This is a genomic window from Paenibacillus hexagrammi, assembly GCF_021513275.1.
Classification (GTDB): Bacteria; Bacillota; Bacilli; order Paenibacillales; family NBRC-103111; genus Paenibacillus_E; species Paenibacillus_E hexagrammi.
Genome location: NZ_CP090978.1, coordinates 4,065,789 through 4,087,001, shown reverse-complemented (window position 1 = coordinate 4,087,001; position 21,213 = coordinate 4,065,789). Strand labels below are relative to the sequence as shown.

Below are 21,213 nucleotides of genomic sequence, written 5' to 3'. Positions count from 1 at the left end.
AAGGTTGGAGAGGAGGCAAGGAGAATGGAGAAGCTTATACTTCGTTATGATGCGACAAAGTCTATTTCTAGGCGTGCTCATGTAGGTGTAGCCGGCTCGGGAGACTTGGAAATATTATGTGAACCACTTAGTGAACAAACGGCGCTGGTTCATATTCGAACGCAGTCTGATGGATTTGGGGATACGTGGCAAGCCATGATGGATCGCTTCTTTTTGAAACATAATGTGGCTGCTCGTATGGAGATTAACGATTTTGGGGCGACCCCCGGCGTTGTATCCTTGCGATTAGCCCAGGTCATTGAGGTGTTGGAATTATGACCATTCCTATTAGGGAAAGAAGTAGTTTTATCGAGTTGAGTGCAAGAGAACGCGCCCAATCCGTGATGGACCACGGAACTTTCAGGGAGCTTCTAGGTCCCTTCGAGAAGATGGAATCTCCTCATTTAGAGGCTCAAGGCATTGTTCCACAGAGTGATGATGGAGTGGTCATTGGAAGAGGGACGATAGACGGGCATTCTGCCGTTGTTATCTCAATCGAGAGTGCTTTCCTAGGGGGAGGCATTGGGGAAGTATCCGGTGCCAAAATCGCCGGAGCTTTGGAACTGGCTATTCAAGATAATCGGAAGGGAATACCCACTCGTGCCGTGTTACTGCTTGAAACAGGAGGGGTCAGGCTGCAGGAAGGGAGTTACGGTCTGCTTGCCATTGCGGAAATGCACGCGGCTATCGTAGCTTTACGCAGGTACCAGCCGGTTGTTTGCGTAATTGCTGGAATGATCGGCTGCTATGGGGGTATGTCCATTACAGCTGGGCTCTGCAGTACGGTTATCATGACTCAGCAAGGTAGGCTTCAATTGAATGGCCCAGAAGTAATTGAGCAAGAAGCGGGAATGGAAGAGTGGGACTCGAGAGACAGAGCATTGATTTGGCAAACCGTAGGCGGGGTGCAGCGCTATGAAACAGGAATGGTTGATATCCTGGTTGATGATGACATTGCGGATATTCAACGTTCGATACGTAGTGTCTATCGAAGCAGTATCCAAGACAAGCTGCGAAGTGAACAAGTAGGACCGTTTCTCGCACGGCTTGCTTTAATCGATACCGAGCAAACCATTCACCCGGAAATGCTTCGGTCTTTGTGGGGCAAATCTCTTCCCCCTGCCATCGATCATGACATTCAACACTTAAAGTCGATATGGCAGCAAACACATTCTGAAGACTCCGTTAGTAGAGGAAGGACCTGGTTCCAAGCCTTAACCGGGAAGCAGGAGTCGCTGCAAGAAGGATCTCCATCGGTGCTTTGCGCGGACTCAATCATTGGGGAAGAGCGTATACGCTACATCGCGGTTGTTCCGAATAGAAACAACCGTTTCTATCGCGCCCGCTGCGGAGAAGTGGGATTAGATGAAGGATGGACAATTGCTCATTATGTTAGGCAAGCCATGCAAGAAGATGAGGATGAACAGCGCAGGACGATTGTTGCAATCGTTGATGTCCCAAGTCAAGCATATGGGTATCGCGAAGAAATGCTCGGGATTTATTTAGCTTGTGCAGCAGCGGCGGATGCATATGCTAGTGCCCGGCTCGCAGGGCATGTAGTGATTGCCTTTATGGTTGGAAATGCAATATCTGGTGCATTTTTGGCCCATGGACTTCAAGCTAACCGATTAGTTGCGCTGAATGATCCAGGGGTCTCGGTGCAGGTCATGTCCAAGACGTCGGCTGCAAGAGTGACTCGAAGAAGCGTAGAGGAGCTGGATGAAACGGCGAAAAAGATTCCAGCTACAGCATACGATATCGAATCTTTTGCGAGCTTGGGGGCCCTGCATAGTTTGACAAGCGGCCTTCATGCCGATCGGCCAACTTCCCAAGATATTGAGAAGGTCAAACAGAATCTCTTGATGGATGCCATCTCGGCTTCGCGGCAAGCGTCACCGGATTTGAGCAGCCGACTTCTTTCTGAAGAGGCGAAGATAAACCGAGCTGCTTCAATTGCCGTTCGTCACAAACTCGAGGAACAATGGAAGTAAACGCGCATGATTTGCTCAGGATCTCATCGGTAGGCTCGCTAATCGTAGATAACCCAATTCCAGATTGGGTATGTGACTCCTTATCTCATGCAAGCTTGGTGGTAGTCCGTCGCGATGCAGCCAAGCCTGAATGGGTGCCTGTTGGTATTCGTGGGCATTCACGCCGTCAGCGGTTTCCTGCCTTTTTGCCAATGGAAGCCATCATTGAAAAGGTTAAGCCGGAGGACATGGTCGAGAAACGATTATGGATGGCAAATCCGCGACGTTCCCAGATCCCAGCCCTCACTTCACTCGATAGATTGGCTGAGTTTTATTCCGCTTATGGCTTATCGTGGGGACCAACGGGAAGTGTCGGATTTGAACTGGCCAGCGGGGTGCCCACAGCACACGGAGGAAGTGATTTGGATGTTGTTATTCGCGCACCTCAGCGTGTGGAGCAAAGAATTGCAAAGGAATTAATCGAATTTCATGAGTCTTTCCCTATTCGAATTGATGTTCAGATTGAAACACCTTTAGGCGCTGTTTCATTAGTGGAATATGCTAGAGGGACTGGAACCGTGCTTGTGAAAATGAACCTAGGGCCTCGTTTGGTTCAGGACCCTTGGATCAACGCATAAGGAGGTGTTAAAGATGAGCGTTGCTTTTTTGTTTCCGGGTCAAGGCTCGCAATGTCCAGGAATGCTGCATCAATTGCCCTCCCATCCTGTGATTCAGGCAACACTTGATGAAGCGACTTCCATCATGGACAAAGACGTGCTCTCGATGGATACCTGTGAAGCTTTATCCTCAACGGTTTCCGTACAGCTGGCTTTACTTTTTCGGGAGTTGCGGTTGGCCGTGCACTCATACAGGAAGGAGCAAAACCTGACTTCGTCGCAGGACATTCAGTCGGCGCATTTGCAGCTGCTGTAGTTTCCGGATCCTATTATTTCGCGATGCATGTGGACTAGTGAAATTGCGTGCCGAAGGGATGGAGAGCTCGTTTCGTTTCGGTTACGGAATGGGGGTCATTGTTGGTGTTCGCGAGCAGAAATTGCGTTACTTGGTTAAAAAAGCCCACGAGAATGGAGAAGAGGTATTCCTTGCTAACGTTAACAGTCCCAATCAAATCACGGTAGCCGGTAAACTGGAACATATCCATAACCTATTTGCTCAAGCTCGAAAGAATGGAGCGCGCAAAGCTGAGCTTCTCCGTGTTTCAGTTCCATCCCACTGTAGGCTCCTCCATCAGGTTTCCCATGACTTAGAGCTGGCTATGAGGAAAGTTAGCTTCAAGCAGCCCTCTATTCCCTATGTAGCGAATACGAACGCACGATTATTGCGAACAGCGAACGCGATTCAAAAGGATCTTGCTTGCGGTGTGGCGAATCCAGTTCAATGGCATCAAGCTACGACACTTCTGGGTGAGCTTGGTGTCCGATTGTTTGTCGAAATGCCGCCCGGTCATATTCTAACAAATCTTGCTCGTCAGGATTTGCCTTTCGTTCGATCCATAGCGCTGGAGGAAACAAGGCTTGACTCTGTTGTCAAAGTAATAAACCGGGAACGATGTGAAGAGAATGGAAGTTAAATATATAACCTGAGCGAGCCGACTATCCAAATTGAAGAGCGCCGAAAGAAGGGGGCCAGCATATGAATATTCAAATTACACAAGCCAGATACGAAGATGCAGGGATTGTTCACGACGTTATGCAAAAAGCTTTCCAAGAGTATCAAGGTAAGCTGACTCCGCCTTCAGGTGCTCTTTTAGAAACCCCCGATGATGTTCGACGCAAAATGTCAAATGATGGTGGAGCGATAATTGCTACTGTGAACGGGCAATTCGCAGGGTCATCACAATATTCTTTCAAACATGCTTATGTATATATCGGCAGAGTTTCTGTACTGCCTTCTTTTCGGGGATTACGTATCGGAAAGAAGATGGTTGCTTACATCGAAGATATTGCGAGAACGAGCGGGGTGGGCGAAGCTCAATTAGAAGTCCGGCTGTCTATCCCGAGTAATGTGACCTATTATCAAAATCTTCAGTACGAAATTATTTCGAAACACGACTATCCGAATCAGACCGATCAATACTATACAATGAGAAAATGGCTGTAACTTCGGCCACAGAACGACTATGCTTTTCTTTTTTAGTTTGAGCCTTCTTTTCTTCAGTATGTTTATCATGAATCTGGTTCCGCTGACGGAATCTATACCTTCGGTTCGATATATGTTGCTTCCAGCTGGTTTTCTGGTCATGGCGACTGGATTGCATTTTTTTAGTTTACTGAAATATGCCGACCAACTAAAGTGGTATACCCGTGTAGTTACACATGTTCCTCTTCTAGGGATATTAGTTGTATTCTTTCAACAAAATGGAGTGCAGATTACAGTAAATCAAGGCCTTTATTGGAGGATGGAACAATACAATAACTCGTTTACATACCTTGTTTCAGGTATAGTGCTGTACTCTATGATTGTATTGCTGGTGTTTCTTTATACTTCATACCAAAAAGCAGTAAGAAGTGAGAAGAACGACCAGCAGCGTTATCGAATTCGTTTAAGCCTGATAGGTGGTTCATTTACATGAATGTGGGAAATGTTGGTTTATATACTGAAAACGCCCATACAAGTATTATTTCCATGAGTTATGCACCTCGTGGTAACACTTGGTAATTTTGTGGTTTAGGTGTAACCCAAAGAAGCATTAAATAATGCTGTGGCCAAAATAATCGAATAAGTCTTGCAAAACGTTTCACTTCTATGTCAAAATCAACGTAGATTCGCTCATGACCTTTGTAGGTTCTTTTGCGAGTTTGGCAACGAGTGTGGAAAAGGCTGCGGACCATTTCGCCGTGGGTGCAGCCTTCATCTCCACTCGTTTTTTCTTTGTTCATTTCAAATAAGGCAACGCCCAGCAAGGTCTCCGCTGTAAATAATAGCTCGAAGTGGGCATGGTGATGCGCTTCGGATTCGGAGTGGCACTTTTCAAAAGCCAGTTCCTGCTTAGCAGTTCGAAAAAACACCTCAATACGCCAGCGTTTCACATACGTCTGTGTAGCTTCCTTCGGTGCATCGTAGCGGTTACTAATGAGAAGATAAGCCCCTCTGTATGTAGCTGGGGATTCGTCATCTTCCGTAGATTCTACATGTATCGAGAGTTCGTCTTCCTTTAAACGCATGGCGGCAACAGCGGCAATCTGAACATATCTTTGTTTGGTGACTTGTTTTCCTTTACGATTGGTTACGGTATAGGGCTGTTTCATATAGATATCTGGAATTGCGATGGATACCAGACCTGATGTTCTGTGACTTGTTAGCTTCTTAAACACTTCTCGAATAAGCATATTGGGAGTCAACGGTACGTAACGCTCTCTTCGAGTAAGAGGCTCGATTTCCCTTCGAAATAAAGCCGTATTTCGCTTGGCTTTGGTTACCCAATCAAACTGATTTGACTCCAGGAACACGAAAAAATCCTTACACAAATACCAACGGTCCATGGCTACCCATAATCGGCATTTCACGGATTCACGCAGCATCAAGAGCATTTGCTTGGCGAGATCCAACTTCGTAAGACCCTCACCTTTGGTTTCAGGTTTATGCCAAATCGAATAGAACAAGGGATACTCTAGCCCACTTTGTAAGACAGCTTGAATGACAACCAAATTCATCGCCCATGAATATGTTTTCGTAGAATGATCAAAAAGCCATGATAAAAAAGGGAGTTGTTTAGCATACGGATGCGCACAATGCGTGTCATCTAGATTTATGACATCCCCTTCTTTCAGCCTTGTTTGCCCATCCTGCTGAAGGCGCTCAATTCGCTTTTTACCAAATGTTTTCCATGGAAACGAAGTCGTAAAAAAACGGCTCATGGTATACTGCGCAAGTTTCCATGGCTTAAACATAACTTTTAATAAAGAGTCCTTTTGAGCCAAATCGGCCATTTGAACAACGGAAGAGCAATTAGAAATGAGACCCACCACATAGAGAAAACATAGCAACCAGGACGGCGTTCCGCTACGCTTCATCATGCCAGACTGAGTTAAGAGGAGCGAAATATCAAACCTCTCCCAAAGGGTACGCAAGATAGGGGCGCCCGCACATTCACTCAATTGTAAATCCCGATATTTCGGTTTTTTAACGCTTTCATTGGAAAATCACCTGTAATTTTGAAGTAACACCTTGGTTAAGGTATCCTTCGCAATTATTGTGGTGATTTTCAAAAGTCAAGTGTTTTTTTAGTTGGACGTAAGATTTTTGACATAGATTAACTACCAATAAATTACTTCAACTGCATAACTCATGTTATTTCCATTCCTTCCATTAACGACGGTAGCTACAGATACGAAATAACGCTTATTTGTTTAGCCAGAAACCAGCAACCGAATGAGGTTGCTGGTTTCTTTACTATATGTTCTCCTAGGTAAGTTTTCTGGATCTACACTCTTGACAGTGATAGTGATAATTATTATCATTTATATTGCACTTAATTATTGATAATGATATTCATTTTCATCTAAAGGGGATTGATTATGAGAAAAGCCATACTGACGATTCATTTGTTTCTGAGCTTGATTTTAGGAATATTCATCGTTGTAACTTGCACGACGGGAAGCCTTATTACGATCGAACCAGAATTGGAAAGCTGGTTGTATCCGATTGAAAAAACTCCAACATCTGGCGATGTGGGAGCAGCCGTCATTCAAGAGAAAGCGAACGCGATGAATCCCGAATACAAGACCGATTGGATAGACACCTCCAGGAAAGACGGCTTCTACCATGTTCACCTATCCAAGGATGGCAAAGATGGCCGACTGATTTATGCCGACCCCGGTACAGGGGAACCATTCGGAAAGGTACAGGATGCGCGTCGGGAGCCGTTCCTGACTATTTATAATTTGCATCGATATTTTCTGCTCATCAATGTAATCGGGAAGACGCAAGCGGCTTGGTTCGTCGGATATTTGGGGATCGGACTGCTGCTTATCTTGCTTACGGGGATTTACTTGTGGTGGCCGGGGCTCCGGAAGCTTGCTCTCGGGTTTAAGATCGTACGAAACCGGGGCAAATTGATGCACAACAGAAGTTTGCATAAAACTATCGGTATCATAACCATACCTGTGCTGCTGATTGCCTCGCTGACAGGCGTAGTGAACGCTTTTGAAAAATCGATACCCGGGTGGGTCGGATTTAAAGCAAGGGAAGAAATTCCAGCTTCCGCTTTACAATCCAAATCAAAAGATGGTGCTATCTTGCCGCTTAAGCAAGTGGTTGAGATCATCAATAAGTCATATCCGGAAAGCTCGATTATGAAAATTATGATGCCTCAAAAACCAGGGCAATCCTACCAAATTGCCATGAAGGAAGGCATTAGCGGCACAGGCGGCAGCAACACCACGGTGTATATGGATGCAACAAGCGGTGACATTTTGTACAAAACCAATCCGAATCTCTTAATCAACGCATACAACTCCTGGCGAAAAGGGCTCCACTTTGCGACATGGGGCGGAATAACGACGAGGTTGATCAGCTTTTTATTCGGCATGATGCCTTTGGTACTAATGATTACAGGAGTCGTTATTTGGCGACTGAAAGCACAAGCCCGTAAAAGAAGCAGTAAAACAAAAGCAAAATCACCAATGGCAGCCTAAAAAAGATGAAACCAGCTTCGCTACATATTGAATATTTGTTATCCAGATTAACGATTTGGTATTTCTGGCGTCGGGGGCCGAGCCTATAATGAAAACAACCCGCCTTTGCCCGCTATACCAACTATTGTTACTAGGAGGAGTCAATGTGTATCGGAAAGTAAGTGCTATACTCTTAAGCTTCAGTCTTGTTATTCCTACCTTCTCTTCGGCAGCACCAGTCTTGGCCGCTTCTGCAGAAGAAACGCCGTCATCGGTAGTTGCTACTTTCGCGGATATGAATGGTCACTGGGCGAATGATGCTGTCGTGAAATTTGCACAGGCTCATATTGTAACCGGTTACGACGATCAAAAGTTTCACCCAAATGAGCCGGTAACACGTGCTGAATTTGTCACATTTCTGAACCGAGTGTTTCGGTTTGCGGGTAATGGCACATCCTCGTTTTCGGATGTAAAACCATCTGATTGGTACATGGATTCCGTATCCAAAGCCACTCAGGCTGGGTTGATCGAAGGGTATCCGGACGGGAGGTTCCTTCCCGATGAGCCGATTCTGCGTCAAGATGCCGTGCTTTTGCTTACTCGGGCCTTTCAAATTGGCAGTCGAGCCCAGGATTCGATTTCTGGTTTCCATGATGCTGTAGATATTGATGATTATGCCAAATCAGCCATGGCCAGTTTAACATCGGAAGGATATGTAACTGGGGATGAAGATCACAATTTGCATCCAAAGCGTGCTATGACGCGTGCTGAAACCGTCGAGTTGCTGAATCGGATGATTGTCTGGATGAGCCCGGATTACGGCGATCTCAAAACGAAGGAAATCAAAGGGAATGTGATCATTAATCGCCCAGGTACGGCACTTCAAGATATGAAAATTGATGGGAATCTTTATGTTACAGAAGGAGTAGGCGAAGGGGAGGCCACCTTTAGTAACATTACGGTTTCAGGTGACACATTTGTTCATGGAGGCGGGACGCATTCCGTCATATTTCATAAGTCGAATCTGTCTCGAGTGCTCTTGAGCAAGAAGAATCATCTTGTGAGGCTTGCTTTAAACGAGAATTCTTCGGCTGACATCGTCGAGGTCACAGATCCGTCTATTGTGGAAGTAGCTTCAGGTGCTACAGTGAAGGAATTACATATTGGAGAAGCGGCGGGTGGCTCCAAAATCGTGAACAACGGCACGATTGGTCATTTGAAGGTAGGGGCTGCTGGTGTGACGGTTAACGATAAACCGGCAAGCATTGAGAAAGACGGCGACAAAAACGTACTTGTTCTGGAGGCAAAAAAAGAATCTCACTCGGGTCACGACTACACATCGGGTAAGCTGACTTCCCAAATGAAAGGCGACTGGACTTACGGGAAGTTCGAAGTTCGAGCAAAGTTGCCTGTCACGCAGAGGGAGATCGCGAAGGAGCTGGGGAGCTCTCGGAGCTATGTATCGCGCATTGAGAAGCGGTCGCTGATGAAGCTTTATCATGAGTTTATAAGGCGAAGCGATGAAGCAGGTGAAATAACTATAAGAGATTTATAAGAGGACTCGAATGAGTTCTCTGAGTTTGTTGATCAACTAGGTTCCATTACGAACTTCAGTAGCTTTTCTCCGATCGCTGTTGACATTTTGTTATTTCATTGAAATAAAAGCCTTATAGGGTGATAACAAAACTGTCAAAGTCGACCGCTACGCTTCTCCGAAAACTACTGAGCTCTTCATTCCAGTTTATCAACAGTCTTAGAGGACTCCAATGAGTTCTCTTTTTGTGTTTTTAAACACAAACGGTGCACACTGCTCTAGTTGGATAAAAACCCGAATTATGGAAATATAACCTCTTATTAGAAGATCGCCATTTAACCTGTCCTTTGGGCAGAGATTGGTGATCTGTTTGACATTCTTACATATTTAGTGAAATCCACCGTTGTATTTAAACTAACACTTTTGGAAGTGAGCCGACTTTTAAAATCGAGAAAATTAGACGCAGCTGTGTTTACTTGAGTATGATTCGGTCTACCCTGGATTGTTTGCTGTGGGCTTTATAAGGCACCTGGATTTATAACCCCTCAGTTACTGATGCCCTTTCTTACTAACATACTGGTTTAGAATAGATACTATTAAGCCTAAATGATCGAATAAAGAAGGAGAAACAATTTTTGTGTGGAATGTTGAAAAAAGTAAATTAATTCTAGTCGATGAGGTGTACGATCGATGAAACTGCCAAAGACTTGGACGAAACGCATTATGCATATTGCGCCGAATATAGTCATCCTGCTCTCTGCGTTTTCTCTTACTATGAATATGATCAGCTCCGTTAACAGTTCGCGAGGTCTTGTCCTTGCCCTCTCCTTTACTGGTTTCATCTTTGCCTCAATCCTTGTCAAATCGATCCCTTATAAGTACGTGCTAGCGGCAATCGCTTATCTCGCATTCTTCAACGCACTGCCCGAATTATCGTTTGATAAGTTGGTCAGTGTCATGTACCTATCGCTTGTCCTTCTTGCATTTCTGCTGCCATCGTCCTTACCAACGTTCTTCGCCGCGGGATTTTATCTATATATCACTCCAATTTATTGGAGCGAAGAGCCGGTGGAGATGATTCGTACTATGATGGTCGGTGTCATCGTAAATATGATCCTCTATTCGCTTCTGGCTTTTTACTTCCGGAACTTGAAAGAAGAGAACTCGATCAATGTAGAGTTAAACCTGCAGCTCAATCAAGCGTTTGGCGAGCTTGAAAATATCGCCTACTACGATACGCTTACTAAGCTTCCAAACCGAGAATTGCTCAAGGAGCGTATGGATACGGAGTTGTCCAAAGAAACGCCACTGGCCGTTATGTTTCTAGACCTCGACCACTTTAAGAACGTCAACGACATGATGGGTCACAATGCGGGAGACCAGATGTTGCAGGACGTAGCAAGACGTCTTAACGAAACGGTCGGCCATTCTTGCTTCATTTCCCGCTATTCTGGAGACGAATTCATACTGCTACTCTCCTACAAGCAGCAGGAGGAGATCGAAACATTGGCGGAGCGGCTCATCCGCTCGTTCCGCAATCCATTTTGGATATATCAAAAGCAGTTCTATACGACACCAAGTATCGGCATCAGCCTGTATCCCGAAGATGCGCACGATGCTGAAACACTGATCCAATACGCCGACAAGGCGATGTACAGTGTTAAGCGCAGTGAGAAAAATGGGTTTCGTTTCTTCTCCGCTATTAGGAGCACAGAGTTGCTACGTCAAGTAAAGCTTGAGAACGATCTCCGGAGCGCAGTGAGTAAGGGGGAGATAATCGTTCACTACCAGCCGCTGGTGGAGATAAGCACGGGGAGAATTAGGGGTTGGAGGCGTTGATGCGTTGGACACATTCGGAACTAGGGTCGATCGAGCCATCCGTCTTCATCCCGCTAGCCGAACAGACCGGTGTTATCGTTGAACTGGGCGAATGGATCCTTGGGGAGGCATGCAGGCAGGCGCGTTACTGGCAGTGCGATGGAAATCCCAATCTAACGATAGCTATTAATATCTCGATCCGCCAGTTTAAATCGCCAAATTTTTCCTCGAGGGTCCTAGAAATCCTGGATGAGGTGGATTTCGACCCCGCTTTCTTGGAGTTGGAAGTCACGGAGAGTATGATGCAGAACCTGAGCGAATCGATCTCAATACTTAGTGAACTCCGGAGCAAAGGGGTGAAAATTTCGATTGATGACTTCGGAACGGGTTACTCTTCACTCAGTATTTTGCGGCACCTACCCGCGGATTTTCTTAAGATTGATCGGTCATTTACACAGGAATTAACAGCCGACACCCCCTCTGATTCAATAGTCAAGCTTATCATCGATATCGGCCACAGTATGAACTTACAAGTCATCTGTGAAGGCATCGAACAATTGCAGGAGTTGAGTATACTCCAGCAATACGGCTGTGATATCGGGCAAGGTTTTTACTTTCACCGCCCCTCTTCCCCAGAGGAAATAGGTCTTTTACTTAGCCGTAAGTCCCTTGTATGAGCGTATGAAGCTGTATCATGAGTTATATAAGGCGAAGAGATGAATGAAGTGGAGTTTAATAGAAAGCTAAAAGGGAGGACTCGTGGAGTTCTTCCTTTTCTTTTATTTTTAGTACAGGCTCCAGAGGGAAACTCAATGCACTGCTATTTTTGGTTACCGGAGTTTACATATGCTTATCGCCTTGTTCCTTGGTTTATTAGCGGCCCGTAATCTCTCGAATCCCAAATTCTCGGTAGTGATTAAAGCTGGCGTTTCCTTCATACGAGCTGTGCCTACAGTACTATGGGTGTTAATTTTTGCCGTTGCTGCAGGACTTGGCAGTGTCGCAGCGGTTATCGGGATGACGTTCCACTCCGTTAGCTATTTGGTTAAAGCGTATTCGGAGTCCTTCGAAGAGCTGGATAAAGGGGTCATTGAAGCGTTAAAAGCGAGCGGCGCCAATTGGTGGCAAATCGTCTTCCAAGCCGTTATCCCTTCAAGCGCCACCTACTTGATCTCCTGGACGTTTATGCGCTTTGAGATCAACTTTGCAGTTGCTGTAGCCATGGGAGCGGCAGCTGGAGCCGGGGGATCGGCTACGATATGTTTATGGCCGGATCCTTCTATTATGATGTGAGGGAAATTGGTTCCATTACGTACTTTATCCTCGCTTTCGCCGTCATCCTTGAAATGATCGCTTCGAGAATCAAAAAGACATTAAGAGTGAATCACTAAGGGACTAGTAGAAAATAAAACCTGTCATTATCCCGATTGGGTAACGGCAGGTTTATTTTTCGCATGGTTAGAAGATTAGGGGTGAAAATCAGTTTTTTTAACCCGCTTGCAGGTGTACATGTTCTCATCAGCGATCCGCAGCAGTTGGTCCAAATCTTGTCCGTCATCAGGGAAGATCGCAGTTCCAATCGAGACAGTGACGGGGAAGTCGAACTTGTCTGCAACCTCCAATAGCTGTGTTTCCAACAGGTTCAAAATGACTTGGAGAACTTTTTCTTCGTCTTTGTAGTGACCGATAATAACGAATTCGTCTCCACCCCAACGTGCGATGAGATCACGTGGACGAGTGGACGCGGTTAGGGTTTTCGCGATGGAGGCCAGTACCGCATCCCCTTTGGCATGTCCGTATGTATCATTAATCTCCTTGAATTTATCACAGTCGATGAGGAGGAGGAACATACGACTTTTTACTCGCTGAACTTGAGATTTAATTTTTCCAAACGCGCTTATGATGAATCGACGATTATAAAGATTGGTTAGTGCATCCATATTGGAATAATAGACCGCTTTGTCATATTGAAGGCCAGCCCAGTAGGCAATAATAATAAAGAGCGGATAGGCGGAGAGGTCTGCAATATCCACGCGGCCATCACGGATGTAATAATAAATAATGTAAGCCGTGTGAATCGGTAAAATCAGGCAAGCCGTTATGATTCTTCCTCGGTATTTCACGATGCACCTCACTGCGGTCGGAGTGGAACCAGTTTCAATGTTTATAGTTTATTATCTAATATACAGTAGTGGGGACCATGTGATAAGTCAACAATAATTTCCATCTACAGATGCAGCATCAATCAGTATGGTTTCTTTTCGCGGAGCCTATGTGTCACCAGTAGAGAAAAGGGCGCTTACGAAGCTGTATCATGAGCTTTAAAGGCGAAGCGGTAGATTGGTTTAAGGTCTTGAAGGTATGATCCACTCGTATTACGATAAGAATAACAATAGAGACGTGCGCTACTCGTCTCTTTGCATAACAGTTTGGATGGGGCTACCCTCCAAGTGTATGTAGGAAAAAAATAACCCACTACCTGGCTGAAGTCAACTTGGGTGGGTTACTTTCGTTTTTGCTATAAGTCAAAAGAGCCAGAAGAAATGTCCGGAACGCGATAAACGACATGATCGTCTGGAAAGTATCCATACCGCCACCTCCTTACGGAGGGGAGCGTTCCACCACAAGCTGGTTATGCTTGTCTATTATAGCTTGTTATTGATTGCAAACATTGAAGAAATAAGAATGTATATTCTTGTTTTTTTGTGGATAGTCAATGAAATCCCATACTTACGAAGATGACAAGGGGAGGATTTTGATCAATGGCTTGAAGTGAACGCGGGCCTCGTTACTGAATTATTGTTTGTCGGTAAAGCTAGGAAGCTGCGCCGAAGAATAAAAAAGCATTTTGAGGATACCGTCTCACCTATTAAAAACAATAGAAATGAAGTAACAAAGATTGAGGTTAGTGTAGTTGAAGACCCGGTTGAAAGAGAAATCTACGAAACCTATATCGTGAATAACATACAGGGCCAAATACGACGTAGACAAGGTTTTATTCAAATAAATGATAAAGCAATAAGCAATTGTCACCCAGATAGGTCATTGCATATTGCTTTTTTTGAATCACATTGGTAACGTTTAAAAGTCTTGGGACTTCAAATAAACTGTTAGATGTGTCGCGAATTGAGAAGCGGGCGCTGATGAAGCTTTATCATGAATTTATATAGCGAAGCGGTGAAAAGATGAAACCTGCCTAAACCCAAATGGGGTAACGGCAGGTTTATTTTTCTCCTGGAAATAGAATCGCGAATAATAATACAGAATTACGTACCCCAGATAGCTTAAGATTTCACAGCACCGTCCGTAACCCCAGAGATAATGAATCTTTGCGCCAGTAGATAAATAATCAGGGTTGGAAGCAGAACAGCGATAATACCAGCAGAAAGAACGTTCCACTGGGATAAGCGATCTTGGGTGAACAGCATCAAGCCGCTCGTAATCGTAGATAACTTGGATGAAGGCATGTAAACGGTTGGAACGAAAAAATCGTTATAAATGCCGACAACCTTCAAAATACTGATTGTGGCGATGGCTGGACGCATCAATGGTAAAATAAGAGACCAATAGACACGCCAGTATGAGGCGCCCTCGACTCGCGCGCTTTGATCCAATTCGGTCGGAATCTTGTACATGAATTGCATAAACATATAAATATCAAGAACTCCAGCAGCCGAGTACAACACGAGTCCAGCGGTTAGCGTATTGTAGAGATGCAGGCTTTTGATAATTGTAAAGGTTGCAATCGCCGTTGTAGTGCTGGGCAGCACGGCAGCAAACACATACATCCCAAGCAGCAATTTCCTAAATCTGAATTGAAACCGGGTAACCACGAAGGCCACCATCGTTCCCATAAATATGCTTGTAAATAAAGCTACAAGAATAAGGATTCCCACGTTCTTAAATCCTAGCAGCATCTTTCCACGCTTCCAATAGATGGAGAAGTTTTCGAAATTCAAGAAGCTTTTGGGCAAATCCCAGACATGGGAATACATATATTCTTGATTGGACTTAAAAGAAGCTAGAAACACAATCAATATCGGGGTGACCACCATGATCACGAAGAGCAGCAGGAGCGAATAATTAAATAAGCGGAGCACCGGGTGATTTACGACAAGGCCTGATTCGAAATATCGACGCTTCACGACTCTTCACCTCCCCCGCGAATCACAATATTCTGAATGAGAAGCACGATAAGAACAATAGCCAGGAGGAAGATTCCCAGTGCGGAAGCTAATCCGAAGTTGTGAAAATTAAAGGCTGTGTAATACGCCATGGAAGCAAAAGTTTGCGTGCGGTCGCCTGGACCGCCTTTAGTCATAATAAAAGGCTGGAAAAAGGCCTGCAAGGCGCCGTTTAAGCTTAAGAACAAATTAATTTGTACGACTAATTTCATGCTTGGAATGGTAATAAAGCGCACTTTATCGAAAAAATTCGCCCCATCCATACTCGCTGATTCGTACAAATCTTTCGGGATCGATTGCAGCGCTCCGAGAAAAATTACCATGGCTAAGCCTGTGTTTTGCCATAACCCCATGAACGCTAGCGACATGTTGGCAGACCACGTGTTGGACAAGAAGTGAATGGAATAGTCTCCTAGACCAATCGACCTCAATAGAATATTGATCGGTCCATCTTCAAAGTTATACAAATAACTGAACATATACGCAACTGCGACTCCGTTCAAAATGTAAGGCATGAAAAGAAAAGAACGAAAGAAGCGCTTTGCCCGAATATTGGAATCCAGCAAAATTGCGAAATACAAACCGAGAAATGTTTGGATTACCGATATGATGACGTAAGCCAAGTTGTTTACCAACGTTTTCCAAGCGGTATTTTGACTGATAATCTCTTTGTAATTTGCCAATCCAATGAAATTATATGTAGGCTTTAGACCATCCCAATCCGTTAAACTAATCTGGAACAATTTCACTGCAGGATAATAGGAAAAAACGAGCAGTACGATGAGAGGAAGTGCCAGGAATAAAACAATCGTCAGTCTTCTCTCTAGGTTATCGTTCATATTCTGCATCATTGTGGCAACCCACCCCCTTTTTTACCAGAATAATGACTGAAGAAAGCCGATTAGGGTCACCATAATCGGCTCTTGCATACTAGTTTATTTGCCAAGCGCTGTGCGCGCATCATTCCACATTTTATTATACTTATCAACCACTTCTTGCGGGTTTTTGGATAGGACGTATTCTTGTGCTGCTTTCTTTGTATCGATTTGAGCCTTGTTGATCAATTCTTGATATTCAGGGGTTAGAGCTTCCCACTCAACGATTGGAAGGTTGTAGGCGAACAATTCTTTCAAGAAAGGCTGATCCGCTTGGTAGTCTTTATTCGCAGGTATCATGCCCACTCTTTTCGGCATATTGCCATTGTCCCACATGAATTTAACGAACGCTTTAGCAACATCCGGATGCTTCGAGTTTTTCGTTACACCGTACATGATATCTGCAGAACCGACCAACGCTTTAGCTCCCGGTACAGGAAACATGCCGAGATCTTCCGGCTTCGCGCCATTTTGCACGATCTGCGATGGAAGCCAAGTGCCTAAGAACATCATGCCAACTTTTCCTTGGGCCAAATCACGTTTAGATGCATCCCAATTGGTGGACATCAGATCTTTTTCCAGATAGCCTTTGTCTGAAAGATTTTTAAGGAATTTAATTCCGTCCAACAGTCCGCCGGGGTCGCTGTTAAAGAGATCTTTTGTAAGCAATGTATTTTGATAGTTTTTCAATCCGGTAAGATCATTGGAGTAGGCTCCATCCGCATAGTTGCCAAGCGGCCAAATATCTTTAAAGTTGGAGGCAACCGGTGTAATGCCTTTGGCCTTCAATTTCTCTGCGTCAGCCAAGAATTCATCCATGGTTGTTGGTGTTTTATCAATTCCAGCTGATTTGAAAGCGTTTTTATTGTAGATAAAGCCTTGGTAGTTTACCCCGATCGAAAGCGTGTAGAGCTTTTTATCAGGTCCTGTTCCATTATCGTAATACCAGAAGTTATCTTTCGTATAACCGAGTTCGTCAATAGGCACGAAGTAGGTAGGATAATCTTTTCTAGTTATGCCCAATCCGTTCGGGACAAACATAATATCAGGCAGTTCATTCGCTGCGATTTGCGTTTTCAACACATCATCGCCTTTACTGGCTTCCACATTAATTTTTACACCTGGATGTTGATCCATAAATTCTTTAGCAATATCGGTTAGGGTTGTATCTGCAAGGTCCGTACGGTGAGTCAGAAAAGTAATTTCCCCGATAATGCCGAAGTTCCCGATTGTGCTGCCGGGCTAGCGCTTGTGCTTGTTGAATCCGCTTCGCTTGAGCATCCCGCTACAAGAGCCATAGCGGTAATTGCGGCGGTAATCATGGCTAATTTTTGTTTCAATGTGAGTCCCCCTAATGTTTTATCGCTTGGATGCATCCTATCGTTATTGTAACGAAACTTTTCTATGTGCAACATGACAGCGATAAAGATTTCTTTACAATTCTACAGATAGGGCCAAATTTTTGCGGTTTCACGATAAATGATACAAACAAGTCAACGGATAGGAATGCACACCATGATATTTGTCCCCACTCCAAGGGTACTGATGATTTCAAGCCCATATTTGCTTCCATAAAAGAGTTGAATGCGTTTATTTACGTTGTACAAACCGATTCCCGTCCCCCTAATTTTAGGATCTCGGAAAGATCGATTCAAAGCGGCCGCTGTTTCTTCAGCCATGCCTTGGCCGTTATCGCAGACCTCAAAGATCAGGTTATCGCCATCGCTATATCCTCTTACCTCGACAATCCCACCGCTCGAACGATTACTTATTCCATGATAAATCGCATTTTCAACAAGGGGCTGCAAAATAATTTTCAACATGCCCATATCCATCATTTCCTCGCGAATATCCAAGGAGATCGTAAAAACGTCATCGAATCGGACTTTTTGCAACAACATGTACTGCTCCAAATGATAAATTTCTTCCCGGACGGATACTAGATCACTTATATGGCCAATGCTGTACCTCAAAAGCTGACCTAAAGAGAAAGCCATATCTGCGGCATCTGGAGCCTTACGCGACTCCGCAACCATTCGTATCGATTCCAATGTGTTGTACAGAAAATGAGGATTTATTTGCGATTTTAACATCTGAAGCTCCATCTCTTTTTGAGTAATCTTCTCCAATGAAATTTCATTAATTAGGTGTTGGATTCTGCCAGACATATGGTTAAAGGTACGGGCTAACTGGCCAATCTCATCTTCTTGCGGCAACGTAATTTCCTTGTTGAAGTCACCGTTTTCTACCAATCTCATTAAGCGAATCAGTTTTTGAACTGGCTTGACAATACTTCTTGAGAAGAAGACAGTGAATACGATCATGATCAAAAGCAGCGATGCTGTGGTTAAGAAGGTCGTCATTGCCAAGTGATTAATGTTCTTGTACAATTCGTTCAAAGGAATCATATTCACAACCGTCCATCCGGTAAGCTGCGAAGTGGCATAACTAAATAAATAAGTAACGCCATCCAGCTTAATTTCTTTAGACATTTCGCTGGAACGATCCTCAAGCTTAGCAGCTATGATGGGGGAGACGGGCTTTCCGATATTTGCTGTATCCTTGTCAGCCATAATCCGATTCTTTTCATCGAGCAGCAGAACCCTGTTATTGTTCACACTCTTCATTTCTTCACCCAACTGCAGCAAATAGTCCATGCGGCTAGTAACCATCACAACGCCTATGGTTTCAGCGGATTCCAGCTTGTAAATGCCTCTGGAAACACCAAATAAGTAATAAGGCTTGGAAGGGACCGACGTGTTGTCAACCCGATAGGACGGGAAAATAATTGGAGTTTTATAATCACGCAAAGAGGCATCATACCAAGTCTTTGCATTTGATTCATGTACGTTGGGATCCGTGATCCATTTTCCTTCAATGTACATGATTCCAACTCCATTGCGATTATAGATGACAAAAGATTCCACGTTCTTATTGGTAATCATATACTTACTCGCTTCATTCGAAAGGGCATATTGAAAATTGAAATCAAAGTGTCCCGTCCGATTCGATTCATCGATATAATTAAAAAGCTTGGAGTGAGCTCCATTTTCCCAAATCATCGGAACCTTCGTCATGGCGATCAAACTGTTTACTGTTTCATCCATTTTGTTAACTGTCTGTGAGTTCAAGCGCTGAACCACGTCCAGCGTATTCTTCTGCTTATCTGTCTTGAAATTTGAATATGTCATCCATGAAAGCGCGATCATAATGGCGAAAACGAAAAAAAAGCCGGTATACAGCTTGACCGCAATGGGGAAATTCCGAAAATGCAGGTATTTACATCGAGTGGATCCTGCATGAGGATCATGAAGGTGGATCATCTTTAAACCTCCGTTTTCCATAAGATAGATTGTCTTATTCTAGCATGGCAAGAGTTGTATAGGAACTACAAATTCTTACTTATGTAACTTGAAAATAGCTAAGAGTCTGGAGAGGTTATTATGCTGAAAATTGTAATCGTTGACGATGACAAAACAATTCGTGCAGGCATTCATGCCATCCTCGATGGCTTGGATCGAGGGTATGAGATCGATTCTAGGGCTTCCGATGGTAAAGCGGCTCTCGAACGCGTTATCGAATGGAAGCCAGACCTCCTGATTACCGATATCAAGATGCCCGTTATGGACGGAATTAAACTAGTCCACACGATTTCGGAGATGAAACTCCCCGTCAAGACCATCGTGATCAGCGGCTATGATGAGTTGCCATATGTCAAAGAATGCTTAAAGGCCGGCGTTCGGGATTATTTGTTAAAACCTCTGAATAAGCGCGATTTGGTTGAACAATTGGACCGTATGGAGTCGGCTAAACATATTGAAAGCTTGCGGGCTCAACAGCTAGAAAATCTCAAGCGAAGCGCAAAAGAAAGCCGCTTTTTAAGAAAAGAGCGTTTGCTCTGGGATTTGGTCGTTAATCGCTTTCAAGATCCACATGCTCTTGTGCAGCGCGTATCCGAATTTGGATTGAATGAAGCAGCTTCATTTATCATTGCTGTTATCAAGCTGGATAAGAGCGATGCGAAGCAAAGTCTCTCTTCCTTGGATTGGGAGCAATGGATTTATACTTTATCTGGGGAAATTTCATGGCTTGAAAGTTGGCACTTTAGTATGCAAAATGAACAAATGACGATTCTTGCTCCTCTTGATTCTGCACGAAGCGATGTCGATCCAACTCCTTTTACATGGTTTTCGGAACAGATGAAGTTGTATACCGCCTCCGCTTTTACTACTGGCATAAGTCAAACTTTTCAGCAGCTGAGTTATTCCCCTCTGGCTTATCAAGAAGCGTACTCTTGTTTACAACGAGCATTTTATGAAGGTACCGGAAAAATTTATATGTACAGCAAGGATGAGCCTTCCCTTTATAGCCAGTTTCAGGAGCTAGACATTATCGAATATACTCAGTCGTTATTTCAAGCGATTGATGCGCCCAATGCTTCAAAAGCCCTAGCTATACTAAACAGTATGATTACAAGGCTAGCGGATAATCGGGTAGAACCATCCCAGTTTAAGGGAGGGTTAACGAATCAAGTGCGCAAGCTTTATGTGCTGCATCCAGAAGTTGCTTCGGCCGCAGTGAAAGAGCCCCGCTTTGATTTGCTGTCTATCATCGAACACGCTGTAACGGTTCAAACCTTGAAAGAGCAACTGAATGAGGGTTTGCATGGACTTATTCTTCTTATGCAGGAGGAACAGCTTAAGAAAGATAATCGAATCATCATGAAATCCAAAGAAATCATTCAGAAGAATTATCAGCACAACATCACGCTTCAAACTGTTGCCGCTCAGGTCAATCTGAATCCGAACTATTTTAGTAACTATTTTAAACAAGAGACCGGGAGGAATTTCCTAGAGTATTTGCTTGAGGTCCGTATTCAAGCCGCAAAAAAGCTGCTTGCGGAACCGGATGTCAAAGTATACGAGGTCGGCTATTTAGTTGGATACGAAAATCCCAGTTCTTTTAACCGTGCTTTCAAGAATGTAACGGGCACTACACCCAGCGAATATAGAAAGACGCGAAATCTGATTGGACCGTCGGAATTACAGATTGATTGCTAGCCACTTGCTGCGGGCAGGTGGTTAGCATTTTTTGTTATACTGTTCACTTTTGTAGGCAAATCCAAAGAAAATTCACAATTAAATAATAATATGTGAC

Annotated in this window: 19 protein-coding genes and 2 pseudogenes; 14 read left to right on the top strand and 7 right to left on the bottom strand. The window is 44.2% G+C overall.

Annotated features, from left to right (window positions below):
- Window positions 1-24 precede the first annotated feature (24 nt).
- The 7 genes from L0M14_RS18610 to L0M14_RS18580 all read left to right on the top strand — a co-directional run bounded on the left by L0M14_RS18610 (window position 25) and on the right by L0M14_RS18580 (window position 4,602).
- The gene (locus L0M14_RS18610; RefSeq protein WP_235118121.1) at window positions 25-318 is read left to right on the top strand and encodes a malonate decarboxylase subunit delta; all 294 of its coding nucleotides are present in this window, start codon (window positions 25-27) and stop codon (window positions 316-318) included.
- Window positions 315-2,030, top strand: coding sequence for a biotin-independent malonate decarboxylase subunit beta (locus L0M14_RS18605; protein WP_235118120.1), 1,716 nt, complete (start codon window positions 315-317; stop codon window positions 2,028-2,030). Before L0M14_RS18610 ends, L0M14_RS18605 begins: the two co-directional genes overlap by 4 nt.
- The gene (locus L0M14_RS18600; protein ID WP_235118119.1) at window positions 2,021-2,647 is read left to right on the top strand and encodes a malonate decarboxylase holo-ACP synthase; all 627 of its coding nucleotides are present in this window, start codon (window positions 2,021-2,023) and stop codon (window positions 2,645-2,647) included. Before L0M14_RS18605 ends, L0M14_RS18600 begins: the two co-directional genes overlap by 10 nt.
- A 13-nt stretch (window positions 2,648-2,660) precedes the next feature.
- Window positions 2,661-2,942: an ACP S-malonyltransferase gene (locus L0M14_RS18595; protein WP_235118118.1), complete on the top strand. Its 282-nt coding sequence runs from the start codon at window positions 2,661-2,663 to the stop codon at window positions 2,940-2,942.
- Window positions 2,943-2,979: 37 nt separating this feature from the next.
- Complete coding sequence (locus L0M14_RS18590; protein WP_235118117.1) at window positions 2,980-3,600, top strand: acyltransferase domain-containing protein; 621 nt, start codon at window positions 2,980-2,982, stop codon at window positions 3,598-3,600.
- A gap of 62 nt (window positions 3,601-3,662) precedes the next feature.
- Window positions 3,663-4,130 carry a GNAT family N-acetyltransferase gene (locus L0M14_RS18585; RefSeq protein WP_235118116.1) on the top strand — a complete coding sequence of 156 codons (468 nt, stop codon included), beginning with the start codon at window positions 3,663-3,665 and terminating at the stop codon, window positions 4,128-4,130.
- A gap of 67 nt (window positions 4,131-4,197) precedes the next feature.
- Window positions 4,198-4,602 carry a hypothetical protein gene (locus tag L0M14_RS18580; RefSeq protein WP_235118115.1) on the top strand — a complete coding sequence of 135 codons (405 nt, stop codon included), beginning with the start codon at window positions 4,198-4,200 and terminating at the stop codon, window positions 4,600-4,602.
- A 58-nt stretch (window positions 4,603-4,660) separates the two neighbouring features.
- On the opposite strand, the gene L0M14_RS18575 is transcribed toward L0M14_RS18580, so the two are convergent.
- Window positions 4,661-6,100, bottom strand: a complete 1,440-nt coding sequence (locus L0M14_RS18575; protein WP_235118114.1) for a transposase — start codon at window positions 6,098-6,100, stop codon at window positions 4,661-4,663.
- A gap of 447 nt (window positions 6,101-6,547) precedes the next feature.
- Here L0M14_RS18575 and L0M14_RS18570 point away from each other — a divergent pair, with 447 nt between their 5' ends.
- From L0M14_RS18570 to L0M14_RS18550, 5 genes and pseudogenes are all read left to right on the top strand, one after another.
- Window positions 6,548-7,666: a PepSY-associated TM helix domain-containing protein gene (locus L0M14_RS18570; RefSeq protein WP_235118113.1), complete on the top strand. Its 1,119-nt coding sequence runs from the start codon at window positions 6,548-6,550 to the stop codon at window positions 7,664-7,666.
- Window positions 7,667-7,811: 145 nt separating this feature from the next.
- Window positions 7,812-9,200 carry an S-layer homology domain-containing protein gene (locus tag L0M14_RS18565; RefSeq protein WP_235118112.1) on the top strand — a complete coding sequence of 463 codons (1,389 nt, stop codon included), beginning with the start codon at window positions 7,812-7,814 and terminating at the stop codon, window positions 9,198-9,200.
- Between the two features lie 669 nt (window positions 9,201-9,869).
- Window positions 9,870-11,018: a GGDEF domain-containing protein gene (locus L0M14_RS18560; protein ID WP_235118111.1), complete on the top strand. Its 1,149-nt coding sequence runs from the start codon at window positions 9,870-9,872 to the stop codon at window positions 11,016-11,018.
- Window positions 11,018-11,674 carry an EAL domain-containing protein gene (locus tag L0M14_RS18555; protein ID WP_235118110.1) on the top strand — a complete coding sequence of 219 codons (657 nt, stop codon included), beginning with the start codon at window positions 11,018-11,020 and terminating at the stop codon, window positions 11,672-11,674. Before L0M14_RS18560 ends, L0M14_RS18555 begins: the two co-directional genes overlap by 1 nt.
- Before the next feature lie 172 nt (window positions 11,675-11,846).
- A pseudogene (locus L0M14_RS18550) lies at window positions 11,847-12,388 on the top strand (PhnE/PtxC family ABC transporter permease); the annotation flags it as partial.
- 75 nt (window positions 12,389-12,463) lie between these two features.
- Here L0M14_RS18550 and L0M14_RS18545 read toward each other — a convergent pair.
- Window positions 12,464-13,120, bottom strand: a complete 657-nt coding sequence (locus L0M14_RS18545) for a GGDEF domain-containing protein (RefSeq protein ID WP_235118109.1) — start codon at window positions 13,118-13,120, stop codon at window positions 12,464-12,466.
- A gap of 670 nt (window positions 13,121-13,790) precedes the next feature.
- Between L0M14_RS18545 and L0M14_RS18540 the strand changes: the two are divergent.
- Window positions 13,791-14,004, top strand: a pseudogene (locus tag L0M14_RS18540) (GIY-YIG nuclease family protein); the annotation flags it as partial.
- A gap of 277 nt (window positions 14,005-14,281) precedes the next feature.
- On the opposite strand, the gene L0M14_RS18535 reads toward L0M14_RS18540, so the two are convergent.
- The 5 genes from L0M14_RS18535 to L0M14_RS18515 all read right to left on the bottom strand — a co-directional run bounded on the left by L0M14_RS18535 (window position 14,282) and on the right by L0M14_RS18515 (window position 19,379).
- Complete coding sequence (locus L0M14_RS18535) at window positions 14,282-15,142, bottom strand: carbohydrate ABC transporter permease (protein ID WP_235118108.1); 861 nt, start codon at window positions 15,140-15,142, stop codon at window positions 14,282-14,284.
- Window positions 15,139-16,032, bottom strand: a complete 894-nt coding sequence (locus tag L0M14_RS18530) for a carbohydrate ABC transporter permease (protein WP_235118107.1) — start codon at window positions 16,030-16,032, stop codon at window positions 15,139-15,141. The genes L0M14_RS18535 and L0M14_RS18530 overlap by 4 nt, the downstream gene beginning before the upstream one ends.
- Window positions 16,033-16,116: 84 nt before the next feature.
- Window positions 16,117-17,163, bottom strand: coding sequence for an ABC transporter substrate-binding protein (locus tag L0M14_RS18525; RefSeq protein WP_235118106.1), 1,047 nt, complete (start codon window positions 17,161-17,163; stop codon window positions 16,117-16,119).
- An 83-nt stretch (window positions 17,164-17,246) separates the two neighbouring features.
- Window positions 17,247-17,396 carry a hypothetical protein gene (locus tag L0M14_RS18520; protein ID WP_235118105.1) on the bottom strand — a complete coding sequence of 50 codons (150 nt, stop codon included), beginning with the start codon at window positions 17,394-17,396 and terminating at the stop codon, window positions 17,247-17,249.
- A 153-nt stretch (window positions 17,397-17,549) separates the two neighbouring features.
- Window positions 17,550-19,379: a sensor histidine kinase gene (locus tag L0M14_RS18515; protein WP_235118104.1), complete on the bottom strand. Its 1,830-nt coding sequence runs from the start codon at window positions 19,377-19,379 to the stop codon at window positions 17,550-17,552.
- Between the two features lie 120 nt (window positions 19,380-19,499).
- On the opposite strand from L0M14_RS18515, the gene L0M14_RS18510 reads away from it, so the two are divergent.
- Window positions 19,500-21,116, top strand: coding sequence for a response regulator transcription factor (locus L0M14_RS18510; RefSeq protein WP_235118103.1), 1,617 nt, complete (start codon window positions 19,500-19,502; stop codon window positions 21,114-21,116).
- Window positions 21,117-21,213: the final 97 nt, after the last annotated feature.

Excerpts from the sequence above, each read along its gene's own strand:
- L0M14_RS18610 (WP_235118121.1), top strand. The coding sequence starts at position 25 with ATGGAGAAGCTTATACTTCGTTATGATGCGACAAAGTCTATTTCTAGG.
- L0M14_RS18605 (WP_235118120.1), top strand. The coding sequence starts at position 315 with ATGACCATTCCTATTAGGGAAAGAAGTAGTTTTATCGAGTTGAGTGCA.
- L0M14_RS18600 (WP_235118119.1), top strand. The coding sequence starts at position 2,021 with ATGGAAGTAAACGCGCATGATTTGCTCAGGATCTCATCGGTAGGCTCG.
- L0M14_RS18595 (WP_235118118.1), top strand. The coding sequence starts at position 2,661 with ATGAGCGTTGCTTTTTTGTTTCCGGGTCAAGGCTCGCAATGTCCAGGA.
- L0M14_RS18585 (WP_235118116.1), top strand. The coding sequence starts at position 3,663 with ATGAATATTCAAATTACACAAGCCAGATACGAAGATGCAGGGATTGTT.
- L0M14_RS18580 (WP_235118115.1), top strand. The coding sequence starts at position 4,198 with ATGAATCTGGTTCCGCTGACGGAATCTATACCTTCGGTTCGATATATG.
- L0M14_RS18570 (WP_235118113.1), top strand. The coding sequence starts at position 6,548 with ATGAGAAAAGCCATACTGACGATTCATTTGTTTCTGAGCTTGATTTTA.
- L0M14_RS18560 (WP_235118111.1), top strand. The coding sequence starts at position 9,870 with ATGAAACTGCCAAAGACTTGGACGAAACGCATTATGCATATTGCGCCG.
- L0M14_RS18555 (WP_235118110.1), top strand. The coding sequence starts at position 11,018 with ATGCGTTGGACACATTCGGAACTAGGGTCGATCGAGCCATCCGTCTTC.
- L0M14_RS18530 (WP_235118107.1), bottom strand. The coding sequence starts at position 16,032 with ATGATGCAGAATATGAACGATAACCTAGAGAGAAGACTGACGATTGTT.
- L0M14_RS18515 (WP_235118104.1), bottom strand. The coding sequence starts at position 19,379 with ATGATCCACCTTCATGATCCTCATGCAGGATCCACTCGATGTAAATAC.
- L0M14_RS18510 (WP_235118103.1), top strand. The coding sequence starts at position 19,500 with ATGCTGAAAATTGTAATCGTTGACGATGACAAAACAATTCGTGCAGGC.